Raw genomic sequence first — 13723 nt, forward strand, 5'->3', positions numbered from 1 at the left:
GACCGTGACAGGCCTACCGGGCCGGGTTCGACGAGCGAGGGGGCTCCTGCGGTGGTGACCATGGCCGACGTCGCGCGGCTGGCCGGGGTGAACGCCTCGACCGTCTCGCACGTCCTCAACGGGACCCGCACGGTCAGCGGACCCACGCGGGAAGCGGTCCTGTCCGCGATCGCCCGCACCGGGTACCGCCAGAACACCCTCGCCCGCTCACTGGCCCGGTCCTCGACGACCACGCTCGGCCTGGCGAGCCGCTTCGTCTCCAACCCGCACTTCGCCGACCTCGTCACCTCCATCGAGGGCGCCGCCCGCGCCGCCGGGTACACCCTCGTCCTCGCCGACACCCACGACGACCCCGTCGAGGAGGTGCGAGCCGTCCACGAGCTCGCGGACCGTCGCGTCGACGGGATGCTGCTGGCCCCCTCCGTCCACGCCGAGGTCGAGGCCCTCCCCTTCCTCGCCGCGCACGGCATCCCCACCGTCCTGCTCGACCGCTTCGCCGACGCCGACGTCGACCAGGTGGCGCCGGAGAACACCGAGGCGACCGCACTCCTGACCTCCCACCTCGCCGACCTCGGCCACCGCCGCATCGCGTTCGTCGCGGGGCTGGCCGGGCTGAGTTCCACCTCCGAACGCCACGCGGGGTTCTCCCGGGTCCTCGCCGAACGCGGACTGACCGGCGTCGTGCTGGACGGAGGCAGCGAGACCTCCCTCGCCGAGACCGCGGTGCTCTCGGCGTTCGCCGGCGCCGACCGTCCCAGCGCCGTCGTCGTCGGCAACAACTCGATGACCGTCGGCACCCTGCGCGCGCTGCGGTCGCTGGGGTTGTCCGTCCCCGACGACGTCGCCCTCGTCTGCTACGACGACCCCGAGTGGGCCGACCTCGTCGAACCCCGCCTCACCGCCATCCACCAGGACGTCCCCGCGATGGCGACCCGCGCCGTCACCATGATCCTCGAGCGCCTCGCCGGCACCGCCCCCGGAACCCCCCGCCGCGAACGCATCCCCCCCACCTTCCGGCACCGGAACTCCTGCGGCTGCTCCTGACCCTCCTCGTGGCCGGCGGGTTCGGGTCGTGGACGCCACGCATCACTAGGTTCGGCGCGTGGCGTCCACGACCCGGAGTCATCCCGGTGTCCACAGGAGCGCAGGAGTCCCCAGCCCTGCACAGACGGCGAGGCCGGCGAGCGGCGACCACGCGTTCCTCCCGCACGATCCCCGCATGCCCCGGAAGAAGAACTACGACCGTGCCGCGGTCGATGCGTTGATCGCGCGGTCCGACGGCGTGGTCAAGCGCGCAGACCTGGTCCTCCTCGGAGTTCCGGACTCCACGCTGACCAGCCTGACGGGACCTCGCGGTCGCTGGCAGCGCATCCTCCCCGGCGTCGTGCTCACGCACCGCGGAAACCCCACGCTTCTCGAACGGCGCCGGGCCGCGTTGACGTACGCAGGGCCCGACAGCCGCCTCAGCGGCCACCACGCCCTGGACGTCTGGGGTGCGCTGGGTCGGCGCGTCGACGTCGGCCGGGAGATCCTGGTCGTGGTCCCCCATCCGCGGCACCGCGTGTCGAGCGGGTTCTGCGTCGTCGAGCGGTCGGAACGTGGAACGGGACGCGCCGAACGGGGTGGGCTGCGCGTCACGGGAGTCGCCCGAGCCCTCGGTGACGCCTGCCGACGACAGGACCTCTCGCTCGACGACGTGCGCGAGGTCATGAGCGCCGTGCTCGCCGCGGACCGGTGCACCCTGCGACAACTGGACGCCGTGATCAGGCACGGCCCCACCCAGCGCAGCGGGCACGCACGGGTGGCGCTGGAAGAACTCGGCGCGGCGACTCGCAGCGCGGCCGAGGGGCGCGCCTTCCGCGTCGTCTCCCGATCCGGACTCCCCCAGCCGGTGTGGAACGAGCCCGTCGTCGTGGCCGGACGGTGGATCGGGAACGCGGACGCCTACTGGCCCGACCTCGGCGTCGTCCTCGAGATCGACTCGATGACGTGGCACCTCGGAGCTCAGGCGCTCCGCCGCACCCAGGCGAAGGCTCGGCGTTACGCGGCGGCCGGTCTCATCCTGCTCTCCATCGCCCCCGCCGATCTCCTGGGAGACCCGACGGCGTTCCTGGACCAACTGCGGCGGACGCTCGAGACGGCGGCCGCGGCCAAGCGTTCGGGGCGTTGACGCCACGCGACGAACCTAGTGGCGCGAGGCGTCCACGACCCGAACCACCGGACCCCGCGACGACGGCTACAGCCACCCCCGCGACTCCGCCAGGCGCACCGCCTCGGCGCGGGTCCGCGCGCTGGTCTTGCCGATCGCAGCGGAGAGGTGGTTGCGCACCGTGCCCTCGGACAGCGACAGCCCGGCGGCGAGGTCGGCGACGGTCCGGCCGTCGCGGGCCAGGCGCAGGACGTCGGTCTCGCGTTCGGTCAGGGGGTTCACGCCCGCGGCCAGCGACTCCGCGGCCAGCGCGGGGTCGACGACGCGCAGCCCGGAGGCGATGCGGCGCACCACGTCCGCCAGTTCCCGGGACGGGGTGTCCTTGACGACGAACCCGTGGGCGCCGGCCTCCATCCCGCGGCGCAGGTAGCCGGGACGGCCGAAGGTGGTGACGATGAGCACCCGCACCGAGGGCACCGCGCGGCGCAGCGCCGCGGTCGCGGCGATCCCGTCGAGGCCGGGCATCTCGATGTCGAGCAGCGCGACGTCCGGGCGGTGCTCGCGGGCGGCGGCCACGACGAGGTCCCCGCGCGAGACCTCGCACACGACCGACAGGTCCTCCTCCAGCGACAGCAGCGCCGCCAGCGCACCCCGCACCAACGCCTGGTCGTCGGCCAGCATCAACCGGATGCTCACACCCGGACCCCCAGTTCGAAACCGCCCTGGGTGGACCGGCCGACGGTCAACGCGCCCCCGGCGACGCGGGCGCGTTCGGCGAGGCCCGCGAGTCCCGCTCCGCCCCCGGACCCCGGCCGGGGCCCGGAGCCGTCGTCGCAGACCACCACGGCGCAGGACGAGACCGTGATCCAGCAGGTGCGCGCCCCGGAGTGCCGCACCACGTTCGTGACCCCTTCGCGCACGACCCAGCCGAACAACTCCTGCAGCTCTCCCGGGACCTCGTCCACGGAACCGGGCAGCCGGCCCGTGACCCCCGCGGCGGCGAGCGCCTGGCGGGCGCCGGCGAGTTCCGCGCCGAGGGACACCTCGCGGTAGCCCTCCAGCGCGGCCCGGACGTCGGTCAGCGCGGTGCGCGCCAGGCGTTCCACGTCCTCGACCTCCACACGGGCCCGTTCCACGTCGACGTCGAGGAGCCGTCCGGCGAGTTCCGCCTTCAACGTGATGACCGTCAGCGAGTGACCGAGGAGGTCGTGCAGGTCCCGGGAGAAGCGGGTGCGCTCCTCGGCGACGGCGAGGCGGGCCAGGTCCTGCTGCGCGGCCGCGAGCTGTCGGCTGCGCCGGATGAGCCGGGTCATCCCGAGGGTCGCGACGGCCGCGAAGAACGTCCCGATCGCGGTGCTCTGCAGGTCCGACCAGCCGTCCACCCACCGCCCGGCGAGCACCAGCGCGACGACGCAGACGAGGAACAGTCCCAGCGCCGGTCGCAGCGGCAGCGTGAACGCGGCGTACGCGGAGATGAAGTAGACGGTGTTGAAGCCGCTGGAACCGGCGCCGGGGACGATCACCGCGGTCAGCGCGAACAGCGCCGCCAGCCCCAGCACGGCCCGCCGGCGGGTGGCCCCCAGGTCGCCGGTGGCCCGCATCGTCGACCAACCCCGCGACAGCAGGACGAAGTAGAGGACGGCGAAACCGAGGGTCGCCACGATCGCGAGCGCCCCCAGCGCGCGGTCGGGGTTCTTCCAGGCGTCCTCGACGGTCTGGACGAGGATGAGCAACCAGACACCGGCGAACACGAACCCCGAGCCCCGCATGCGCGGGATCGCCAGGGCGGGCAGCGGTTCGCGCGGCGGCACGGGAGCACCCTCCCACGCCACCGCGCTCTCGCCGGAGGTCACACGCGGCCGGTGTCGCGGCGGAACAGCCACGCCGCGGCGGCTCCGAACACCCCCGTCCACACCACGAGGTTCACGACGGCTCCGACGAAGGAACCGGTGTGCTGCACCTGCCAGTGCGCCAGCACCCCGACCCCGTAGGCCGGGGTGAAGGACGCGACGGTCTGCAGCGTCGAGCCGAACAGCGTCAGGGGGACGAACAACCCACCCATGAGGGCCAGCAGGGCGAGCACCGGACCCATGACCTGCATGGCGTTCTCGGAGGGCACCAGGTAGCCGATGGCGAGGCCGAGGGAGGCGAAGACGAGGGATCCGATCCAGGCGACGAGACCGCCCACGACCCATGCGGAGGCCCGCATCGTCGCCCCGGTCACCGCCCCGAGGAGCAGTTCCACGACGACGGGGATGAGGGCGATGCTCGCTGCGGACAGCACCTTCGAGGTGACGTAGGTCGCCGGGCGCATCGGGGTGAGACGCAACTGCCGGCTCCAGCCGCTGGCTCGTTCGACGGCCACGGAGGCGCCGACGCTGGTGGCCGCGACCATCGCCCCGTAGACGGCGAAGCTGATCATCACGTAGCCCTTCGCGTCACCGTCGGACTGCGACGCGCCGAACGCGAAGTAGAAGACGACCGGCATGACGATGGTGAAGACCAGGGTGCGCCGGTTGCGCAGCACCCGCCGGATGTCCAGCTTCAGGTAGGTCGGGTTCACCAGTCCGCGCGGGACCTCGGGGGCGATCGCGGTCATCGGGAGACCTCCTGGGTGGAGTCGCTGGTCAGGGAGACGAAGGCGTCCTCGAGACCGCGGGCGGTCACCTCGAGGTCGGTGGCGGGGGTGCGCGTCAGCAGGAACCGGGCGACGGCGTCGGAATCGGTGGCCTGCACCAGGACCTGGTCGCCGTTCACCTGCAGGTCCTCCACGCCCGGCATCTCCGCGAGGTCGTGCAGGCGCACCCCGGGCCAGGTGGCGCGGACGGTGCGCCCGGCGGAGAGCGCCTTGATCTGCGACGGGGTGCCGTCGGCCACGATCCGTCCGTGGGCGACGAGGACGATGCGGTCGGCGTAGGTGTCGGCCTCTTCGAGGTAGTGGGTGGCGAACAGGACGGTCCGCCCGCGCCGGGCGTCGTCGCGGATGGCGCCCCAGAAGGCCCGGCGGCCCTCGACGTCCATCCCGGTGGTGGGCTCGTCGAGGACGAGCAGGCGCGGGTCGGGCAGCAGGGCCATCGCGAACCGCAGCCGCTGCTGCTCACCCCCGGAGCACCTGCCGACGCGCCGGTCGGCGATGTCGGAGATCCCGGCCCGCTGCAGGACGACGTCGACGGGTTGGGTGCGGGCGAACAACGACGCGGTGACCTCGACGGTCTCGCGCACCGAGAGGTCCTTGAGCAGCCCACCGCTCTGCATGACGGCGGACACCCAGCCGCGGGCGACGGCCTCGCGCGGGGGGACGCCGTAGACGCTGGCGGTCCCGGTGCTGGGCTGGGACAGGCCGAGCAGGACGTCGATCGTCGAGGTCTTGCCGGCCCCGTTCGGGCCGAGGAAGGCCACGACTTCACCGGGGCGCACGCCGAGGTCGAGACCGTCGACGGCGGTGACCGCGCCGAAGCGCTTGGTGAGGCCGGTGACGGCGATGGCGGCCGGGCTCGTGCTCAGCGTGAGCGTCGCGTCAGGTGCTGTGCTCTCCATGAGGAGGAGCCTCACGGGTCGGGGACCTCGGCGCCTCGGCCTCGCGTCACCCCGGACCCATGACGGATGTCACCTCGTGACGACGCGCTCCCGCGACCACCAGAAGACGAGGAGTCCGGCCGCGAGTCCCCAGAACGCCGACCCCACTCCGGCGAAGGTGACTCCCGAGGCGACGACGGCGAACGTGAGGCCCGCCGTCACCCGGTGCCTCGGGTCGCTCAACGCGGAGGTCAGTCCCCCGGCGAAGGAGGAGAGCAGGGCGAGCCCGGCGACGGCCTCGACGAGGACCGGGTCACCGTTGCCGACGAACTCGGCGATCGGGGTCGCGAGCAGCCCGAGCACCAGGTACCCGCCTCCCCCGGCCACGGCGGCGACCCAGCGCCGGCGCGGATCCGCGGACGCGCCCGGCCCCGCGATGATCCCGGCGGCGAGCGCCGAGAGGTTCACCGCGTGCCCGCCGAAGAACGCCGCGACGGCGCTGCCCACCCCGGACCCGACGAGCACGCGGGCGACGGGGACGTCGCGGTAGCCCAACGTGTCGAGGATCGCGAAACCCGGGACGTTCTGCCCGGCCATCGTCACGACGTAGAGCGGGACCCCGAGCGAGACGATGACGAAGGGGTCGAACGCGGGGACCACCGCCAGCAGCCGCGGCGCCCACTCGAGCGCGATCCCGCCCTCCAGCAGCCACGCCGTGCCGAGGAGTCCGACGACCATCGCGGCGGGCACCGCCCACGCCGTGGCGTAGCGACGCAGCACCAGCCACACCACCACGACGGCCAGCGCGGCCACGGGTTCACGGCGCACCGCAGTGACCGGGGCCAGGCACAACGGCAGCAGCACCCCGGCCAGCAGCGCCCCCGAGACCGGGGTGGGAACCCGCCGGACGAGGTTCGCCAGCCACGGCCAGGCGCCGGTGACCACGAGCAGCAGCGCGCAGAGGAGGAACGCCCCGACGGCCGCGGCGAAGGAACCGGTGCGTCCCTGCGCGGCGACGATCAGCGCGGCCCCGGGCGTCGACCAGACGAACGACAGCGGCTGCCCGGTGCGCCAGGACAGGAGGCAGGCGAGGAGCCCCTGGGCGAGGCAGAGGGCGAGCAGACCGGACGCCGCCTGCGCGGGCGAGGCTCCGGCGGCGGTCAGCCCCGCGAGCACCAGGACGAAGGAGCTCGCGAACCCGGTCAGCGCGGCGACGACGCCCGCGACGACGGGACGGGCGAGTTCGGGACGGGGCAGCTCGTGCCGGGGTTCGCCGGACGGGGAGCGGATCAGGCCACCTCGTCGACCCGCGCGGGGACCGCGGCGACGCACGGGGAGGGGCCGGCGACCCACGACTCCCCCGCGGTCCCGGCGGCGAGGCGCGCCGCGTAGAGGTCGACCTTCGCGGCGATGACGTCGCGGGCGGAGGCGAGTTCCGCCAGCTGCTCCTCGACGCGGTGCTGGTGGGCGGCGAGCAGGCCGAGACGTTCGGCCTCGTTGCCCTCGCCGGCCCGGACGAGTTCCGCGTAGCGGCGGACGTCGGGCACGGGCATCCCCGTGCCCCGCAGCCGCGCGCACATCCGCAGCCACTCGACCTCGAGCGTCGAGTAGCGGCGTCGGCCACCGGGGTCGCGCCGGACGGGTCCGACGAGGAGCCCTTCGCGTTCGTAGAAGCGCAGCGCGTCGACGCCGATCCCCGTCAGCTCACTGACCTCACCGATCCCGAAGCTGGAGTCCACGCGGCAAGCCTAGACGGACGGCCGGAACCCCCAGGGGTTCCGGCCGTCCGCCCGTGGTTCAGGCGCCGATGAGGCGCGCCCCCAGCCACTGGGTGACCTGGGTCAGCCCGACGCGTTCCTGCGCCATCGTGTCGCGTTCGCGGATGGTCACCGCCTCGTCCTCGAGGGTGTCGAAGTCGACGGTGATGCAGTACGGCGTGCCGACCTCGTCGTGACGGCGGTAACGACGGCCGATGGCGCCGGCGTCGTCGAACTCGACGTTCCAGTTCCGGCGCAGCTCGGCCGCGAGGTCACGCGCCTTCGGCGAGAGGGACTCGTTGCGCGACAACGGAAACACCGCGGCCTTGACCGGGGCGAGGCGGTGGTCCAGGCGGAGCACGGTGCGCTTGTCGACGCCGCCCTTGGTGTTCGGGGCCTCGTCCTCGGTGTAGGCGTCGACGAGGAACGCCATGAGCGAACGGGTCAGACCCGCTGCGGGTTCGATGACGTAGGGGACCCAGCGTTCGCCCTTGGTCTGGTCGAAGTAGGACAGGTCGACGCCGGACTCCCGGGCGTGCGTCGTCAGGTCGTAGTCGGTGCGGTTGGCGACGCCCTCGAGCTCGCCCCACTCCGAGCCCTGGAACCCGAACCGGTACTCGATGTCGACCGTCCGCTTGGAGTAGTGCGACAGCTTCTCCTGCGGGTGCTCGAAGAACCGGAGGTTGCCGGCGTCGATGCCCAGGCCCGTGTACCAGGACATGCGCTCGTCGAGCCAGTACTGGTGCCACTGCTCGTCGGTGCCGGGTTCGACGAAGAACTCCATCTCCATCTGCTCGAACTCACGCGTCCGGAAGATGAAGTTGCCGGGGGTGATCTCGTTGCGGAAGCTCTTGCCGATCTGGCCGATGCCGAACGGCGGCTTCTTGCGCGCGGAGCCCATGACGTTGGCGAAGTTCACGAAGATGCCCTGGGCGGTCTCGGGGCGCAGGTAGTGCATCCCCTCCTCGTTGTCGACCGCACCGAGGTAGGTCTTCATGAGGCCGGAGAAGTCGCGGGGTTCGGTCCACTGCCCGCGCACGCCCGTCTCCGGGTCCGGCACGTCGGCGAGGCCGTTGACCGGGGGGTGACCGTGCTTGGCCTCGTAGGCCTCGAGCAGGTGGTCGGCCCGGTAGCGCTTGTGGGTCTGCAGCGACTCCACCAGCGGGTCGCTGAAGACCTCGACGTGACCGGAGGCCTCCCACACGCGCCGCGGCAGGATCACGGAGGAGTCCAGGCCGACGACGTCGTCGCGGGAGGAGACCATCTGACGCCACCACTGGCGCTTGATGTTCTCCTTCAGCTCGACCCCGAGGGGGCCGTAGTCCCAGGCCGAGCGGGTACCGCCGTAGATCTCACCCGAGGGGAAGACGAAACCTCGGCGCTTGGCGAGGTTGATGACGGCGTCGAGGCGAGGGGTGGGCGAGGCCACGCGGGATCTCCTGTCCGGCTGGGTGTCGGCGGTCGAGCGCCACCCCGCGGGCGGGGCAGGCGTCCTCGCAGAGGTTACGCGCTGAGCGATCCCGCCTGCTCGTTGCCCGACGCCGCTCGGCCCAGTGCACGCGAGCACGTAGGGTGACCTGACCCGCCTGTCGAGAACGGCTCGCAGGACGAACGGAAGGAGACGAGCCAGTCGTGTCGATCCCGGCCCGCCGGTCCACGAAGCAGCGTTCGGCCGTCTCCGCGGTCCTCGACGAGGCCGACGCCTTCCTCTCCGCCCAGGACCTGCACGCCAAGCTGCGGGCCCGGGGCGAGAACGTCGGCCTGGCCACGGTCTACCGCGCGCTGCAGGTCCTCGCCGAGGACGGTGACGTGGACGTGCTGCGCACCGACGACGGCGCCGAGGCCGTCTACCGCCGCTGCTCCACCGGGCACCACCACCACCTGGTCTGCCGTCGCTGCGGGGCCACCGTCGAGGTCGAGGGGCCGGCCGTCGAGGCCTGGGCCAAGCGGGTCGGCGCCGACCACGGCTTCACCGCCGTCCAGCACGTCGTCGAGGTCTTCGGCGTGTGCGCGGGGTGCAGCGAGCTCGTCCGAGCACCGCAGGACGCTCTTCGCGGGACCTCCACGGACCCCTCCGACGCGGCCCACGGGGAGCCGCGTGCTGAGCACGAGCAGTGACGACCGGTAACGTCACAGGCCGACCACCGTCTTCGAGACAAACGGGAGAGACCGTGAACCGCTCCGAACTCGTCACCGCCGTCGCCCAGCGCGCAGGCCTGACGCAGTCCGACACCGACACCATGCTCAACGCCCTGGGCGACGTCCTCGTCGAGGCCGTCGGCAAGGGCGAGGTCGTCAAGCTCCCGGGCCTGATGACCGTCGAACGCGTGGAACGCGCCGCCCGCACGGGCCGCAACCCGCGCACCGGCGAGACCATGGAGATCGCCGCCTCCTTCGGCGCCAAGCTCACCGCCGGCTCCAAGCTCAAGGCCGCCGCCAACGGCAGCTGAGGTCGCGTCCGCACCGAGGACGCACCTGCGCCTCGCCTCCCCCGGTTTCGTCCCTGGCGACGGACACGCAAGACTGCCCCCGCCGCCCCCTCCGGGCGGTGGACGGCAAGTCAGGACGTGCACCCGGAGTCAGCGTCGACCCGAGCACCGGCAGGGAGGCGAGGCGAGGCGATGAGCACCACGCACGACGAGACCAGTGGAGTGGACGACCAGGTACGGAGCACGTCCCAGGACGGGCTGACCGTCGACGGCGTCTCCTCCCACGAGGGTCACGCGGCCCTGCGGGCCTCCGTCCGACGGCTCGGGGAACTCCTGGGCGCCTCGCTCACCCGGCACGAGGGTCAGGACCTCCTCGACCTGGTCGAGCAGGTGCGCGCCCTGGCCCGCGAGGCCGACGACGGCGCGGAGCTGGCCCGGCTGCTCTCCGGGGTGGACGACGCGACCGCCATCGTGCTGGCCCGTGCCTTCACCGCCTACTTCCAGCTCGCGAACGCCTCCGAGCAGCTGCACCGCGGCCTGGAGCTGTCCAAGCAGTCCGGTGGCGGCCTCGACGCCACCCTCGCCCGGCTCGGCGAGGCCCTGGCCGCCGGTGACCTCGACCCGGCCACCGCCCAGCAGATCCTCGGTCGCCTCCAGCTGCGCCCGGTCTTCACCGCGCACCCCACCGAGTCCAGCCGTCGCTCGGTGCTCGACCTGCTGCTGCGGATCACCACCATCGTCGAGGCCTCCGAGGACCCGACGCAGCGCCCCGTCGACGCCCAGCGCGGCCAGCGCCGCCTCGCCGAACTCGTCGACGAGCTGTGGCAGACGGACGAGCTGCGCGTCCTGCGCCCCCGACCGGCCGACGAGGCCCGCTCGGCGCTGCACTACCTGCGCAACCTGACCTCCACGGTCCTGCCGGACCTGCTCGAGGACCTCTCGGTCGGGCTCGCCGAGCTCGGCCTGGACCTGCCGCTGGACGCCCAGCCGCTGCGCTTCGGCAACTGGGTCGGCGGGGACCGCGACGGCAACCCGAACGTGACCCCCGAGGTCACCGCCGAGGTCCTGGGGATGCAGCACGACGCGGCCCTGGACGTCCTCAGCGCCGCCACCCGCGACCTCATGACCCAGCTCGCGGCCTCGACCCAGATCGTCGGGTTCTCCGAGGAACTGCTCGCCTCCCTCGAGGCCGACGCCGCCGCGCTGCCCGACGTGCACGCCTCCCGCATCCACCTCAACGGCGAGGAGCCCTACCGCTTCAAGCTGTCCTACGTCCTGGCCCGCCTCGAGGGGACCCGGGCGCGGCTGCACACCGGCAACGACCACGTCCCCGGCCGCGACTACGCGTCGGTGGCCGAGTTCACCGCCGACATCGTGATGATCTCGGAGTCGTTGCGCGCCAACGAAGGTCACCTCGTCGCCGACGGCGCCGTGGCCCGGCTGCTGCGCGTCACCCGCGCGGTGGGCTTCGGCCTGGCGACCCTGGACGTGCGCGAGGACGCGGGCAAGCACCACGAGGCGCTCGGCGCGATCTACGACCGCCTCGGTGAACTCATCACGCCCTACGCCGACCTCGACCGCACCGCCCGCACCAAGCTCCTCTCCAAGGAGATGACGGGCCACCGCCCGCTCATCGGCGCCGCGGTCCGCACCCTCACGGGGACCCCCGAGAAGGTCGTACGGCTGTTCTCGACCATCCGCGACTCCCTCGACCGCTACGGCGACGAGACGATCGAGACCTACATCGTCTCGATGACCAAGGGCATCGACGACCTCTTCGCCGTCGTCGTCCTGGCCCGTGAGGTCGGCCTCGTCGACCTGGCCGAGACGCCGGGTGCCAACGACGTGGCGCGCATCGGGTTCGCCCCGCTCTTCGAGACCGTCACCGAGCTCGAGAACGCCGAGGAACTCCTCGAGGGTCTGCTCTCCGACGCCTCCTACCGTCGTGTCGTGGCGGCCCGGGGGAACGTGCAGGAGATCATGCTCGGCTACTCCGACTCCTCCAAGGACGCCGGGATCGCGGCCTCGCGCTGGCAGATCCACCGCGCCCAGCGCGCGCTGCGCGACGTCGCCGCCCGCTACGGGGTGACCCTGCGCCTCTTCCACGGCCGCGGCGGGTCGGTCGGGCGCGGCGGCGGTCCCACCGGCGAGGCGATCCTGGCCCAGCCCTACGGCACCCTCGACGGTCCGATCAAGGTCACCGAGCAGGGCGAGGTGATCTCCGACAAGTACGTCCAGCCGCGCCTGGCCCGCCACAACCTCGAGGTCGCGCTGTCCGCCGCGCTCGAGGCGTCCACGTTGCACCGCACGCCGTTGCAGCCGGACACCGTCCTGGACGACTGGGACGTGACGATGGGCATCGTCGCCGCGAAGGGCCAGGAGGCCTACCGCCGCCTCATCGGCGACCCCGGTCTCGTGCCGTTCTTCCTCACCGCCACCCCGGTCGAGGAGCTCGGGAACCTCAACATGGGTTCGCGTCCCTCCCGTCGCCCCGGTGGGACGGGGGGCTCGAGGACCTGCGCGCGATCCCGTGGGTGTTCGGCTGGACCCAGACCCGCATCAACGTGCCCGGCTGGTTCGGGGTGGGTTCGGGTCTCAAGGCGGCCCGCGAGGCCGGGCGCAGCGACGACCTCAAGGCCATGGCGGCCGACTGGAGCTTCTTCCGCAGCTTCATCTCCAACGTGCAGATGACCCTGGCGAAGACCGACCTGGGCATCGCCCGGCACTACGTCGACGAGCTCGTCTCGCCCGACCAGCGCGCGACGTTCGACGTGATCCGCGCCGAGCACGCGACGACGCTGGAGGAGATCCTGCTGCTGACCGAGCAGGACGAACTCCTGCAGTCCGCGCCCGTGCTCAAGCGGACCCTGGAACTGCGCGACGCCTACCTCGCACCGCTGCACGCCCTGCAGGTGTCCCTGCTCGCCCGCTCGCGGGCCAGCGGTGACGACGTCGACCCCGCCCTGCGCCGCGCCCTGCTGCTGACCATCAACGGCATCGCCGCGGGAATGCGCAACACCGGCTGACCCGTTGGGGATCGTTGCCTCCCCGGTGTCGTCCAGTGACACCGGGGAGGCAACGATCCCTCAGGCGGTGGGCGTGTCCCGGGCCGCGCCGTAGCGCCGGTCCCGTTCGGCGTAGGTCTCGATGGCCGCCCACAACGACCGCCGGTCCACGTCGGGCCAGAGCACGTCGGAGAACACCATCTCGGCGTAGGTGGACTGCCACGGCAGGAACCCCGAGGTCCGCTGCTCCCCCGAGGAACGCCAGAACAGGTCCACGTCGGGCATGTCCGGTTCGTCGAGGTAGCGGGCGATCGTCTTCTCGTCGATCCGGTCCGGGTTCAGCCTCCCGGCCGCGACCTCCTGGGCGATGGCCCGGGTCGCGTCGACGATCTCCGCGCGGCCGCCGTAGTTCACGCACATCGTCAACGTGCAGACGGTGTTGTCCCGGGTCATCTCCTGGGCCGTCTCGAGCTCGGTGATCACGCTGCGCCACAGGCGGGGACGACGCCCCGCCCAGCGCACCCGCACCCCCCAGGAGTTCATGACGTCGCGCCGGCGACGGATGACGTCGCGGTTGAACCCCATGAGGAACTTCACCTCGTCGGGACTGCGCTTCCAGTTCTCGGTCGAGAACGCGTAGGCCGACACGTGGGTCACCCCCACCTCGATGGCCCCGGCGACGACGTCGAGCAGGGACGCCTCGCCCATCTTGTGGCCCTCGACGCGGGACAGACCCCGGGCGTTCGCCCAGCGGCCGTTGCCGTCCATGACGATCGCGACGTGCTTCGGGACGAGGTCGGCGGGCAACGTCGGCGGCCGCGCGCCGGAGGGGTGGGGCGGGGGCGCGACCACCACGCGGTTCACGGG

At 72.6% G+C, this 13723-nt stretch carries 12 protein-coding genes and 1 pseudogene; 5 read left to right on the top strand and 8 right to left on the bottom strand.

The genetic code is table 11. The annotated features are described in order from the left end of the window. The first annotated feature begins 60 nt into the window (after positions 1 to 60). Both SJY07_RS04150 and SJY07_RS04155 read left to right on the top strand, forming a co-directional pair. Complete coding sequence (locus tag SJY07_RS04150) at positions 61 to 1044, top strand: LacI family DNA-binding transcriptional regulator (RefSeq protein ID WP_380157207.1); 984 nt, start codon at positions 61 to 63, stop codon at positions 1042 to 1044. Positions 1045 to 1219: 175 nt separating this feature from the next. Further along, a complete protein-coding gene (locus SJY07_RS04155) occupies positions 1220 to 2170 on the top strand; it encodes a hypothetical protein (RefSeq protein WP_380157209.1) in 951 nt (316 codons plus the stop codon). Between the two features lie 66 nt (positions 2171 to 2236). Here SJY07_RS04155 and SJY07_RS04160 read toward each other — a convergent pair whose 3' ends face one another. The 7 genes from SJY07_RS04160 to SJY07_RS04190 form a co-directional block, all read right to left on the bottom strand. Further along, on the bottom strand, positions 2237 to 2845 hold the full coding sequence (locus SJY07_RS04160) for a response regulator (protein ID WP_380157211.1): 609 nt from the start codon (positions 2843 to 2845) through the stop codon (positions 2237 to 2239). Then, positions 2842 to 3960 carry a sensor histidine kinase gene (locus SJY07_RS04165; RefSeq protein WP_380157213.1) on the bottom strand — a complete coding sequence of 373 codons (1119 nt, stop codon included), beginning with the start codon at positions 3958 to 3960 and terminating at the stop codon, positions 2842 to 2844. The genes SJY07_RS04160 and SJY07_RS04165 overlap by 4 nt, the downstream gene beginning before the upstream one ends. A gap of 38 nt (positions 3961 to 3998) precedes the next feature. Next, positions 3999 to 4748: an ABC transporter permease gene (locus SJY07_RS04170; RefSeq protein ID WP_328295500.1), complete on the bottom strand. Its 750-nt coding sequence runs from the start codon at positions 4746 to 4748 to the stop codon at positions 3999 to 4001. Beyond that, positions 4745 to 5686 (bottom strand): ABC transporter ATP-binding protein, encoded by a 942-nt coding sequence (locus tag SJY07_RS04175; RefSeq protein WP_380157216.1) that lies wholly within the window; start codon positions 5684 to 5686, stop codon positions 4745 to 4747. The genes SJY07_RS04170 and SJY07_RS04175 overlap by 4 nt, the downstream gene beginning before the upstream one ends. 69 nt (positions 5687 to 5755) lie before the next feature. Then, positions 5756 to 7018: a benzoate/H(+) symporter BenE family transporter gene (locus tag SJY07_RS04180; protein WP_328295498.1), complete on the bottom strand. Its 1263-nt coding sequence runs from the start codon at positions 7016 to 7018 to the stop codon at positions 5756 to 5758. Beyond that, positions 6955 to 7404, bottom strand: a complete 450-nt coding sequence (locus SJY07_RS04185) for a MerR family transcriptional regulator (RefSeq protein ID WP_380157218.1) — start codon at positions 7402 to 7404, stop codon at positions 6955 to 6957. Before SJY07_RS04185 ends, SJY07_RS04180 begins: the two co-directional genes overlap by 64 nt. Before the next feature lie 58 nt (positions 7405 to 7462). Next, positions 7463 to 8851 carry a glycine--tRNA ligase gene (locus SJY07_RS04190; RefSeq protein WP_328295496.1) on the bottom strand — a complete coding sequence of 463 codons (1389 nt, stop codon included), beginning with the start codon at positions 8849 to 8851 and terminating at the stop codon, positions 7463 to 7465. 203 nt (positions 8852 to 9054) lie between these two features. On the opposite strand from SJY07_RS04190, the gene SJY07_RS04195 reads away from it, so the two are divergent. From SJY07_RS04195 to ppc, 3 genes and pseudogenes are all read left to right on the top strand, one after another. Further along, positions 9055 to 9540 carry a transcriptional repressor gene (locus SJY07_RS04195; RefSeq protein ID WP_328295495.1) on the top strand — a complete coding sequence of 162 codons (486 nt, stop codon included), beginning with the start codon at positions 9055 to 9057 and terminating at the stop codon, positions 9538 to 9540. A 53-nt stretch (positions 9541 to 9593) separates the two neighbouring features. Then, positions 9594 to 9872 (top strand): HU family DNA-binding protein, encoded by a 279-nt coding sequence (locus SJY07_RS04200; RefSeq protein WP_328295494.1) that lies wholly within the window; start codon positions 9594 to 9596, stop codon positions 9870 to 9872. 171 nt (positions 9873 to 10043) lie between these two features. After that, positions 10044 to 12877 (top strand): annotated as a pseudogene (gene ppc, locus SJY07_RS04205) (phosphoenolpyruvate carboxylase). A gap of 60 nt (positions 12878 to 12937) precedes the next feature. Here ppc and SJY07_RS04210 read toward each other — a convergent pair. Then, entirely contained in the window at positions 12938 to 13708 is a 771-nt protein-coding gene (locus SJY07_RS04210) for an isoprenyl transferase (RefSeq protein WP_380162154.1), read from the bottom strand. Positions 13709 to 13723 lie beyond the last annotated feature (15 nt).

Source organism: Kineococcus sp. R86509 (assembly GCF_042466365.1).
In the GTDB taxonomy this organism is placed as follows: Bacteria; Actinomycetota; Actinomycetes; order Actinomycetales; family Kineococcaceae; genus Kineococcus.

Excerpts from the sequence above, each read along its gene's own strand:
- SJY07_RS04175 (WP_380157216.1), bottom strand. The coding sequence starts at position 5,686 with ATGGAGAGCACAGCACCTGACGCGACGCTCACGCTGAGCACGAGCCCG.
- SJY07_RS04170 (WP_328295500.1), bottom strand. The coding sequence starts at position 4,748 with ATGACCGCGATCGCCCCCGAGGTCCCGCGCGGACTGGTGAACCCGACC.
- SJY07_RS04150 (WP_380157207.1), top strand. The coding sequence starts at position 61 with ATGGCCGACGTCGCGCGGCTGGCCGGGGTGAACGCCTCGACCGTCTCG.
- SJY07_RS04155 (WP_380157209.1), top strand. The coding sequence starts at position 1,220 with ATGCCCCGGAAGAAGAACTACGACCGTGCCGCGGTCGATGCGTTGATC.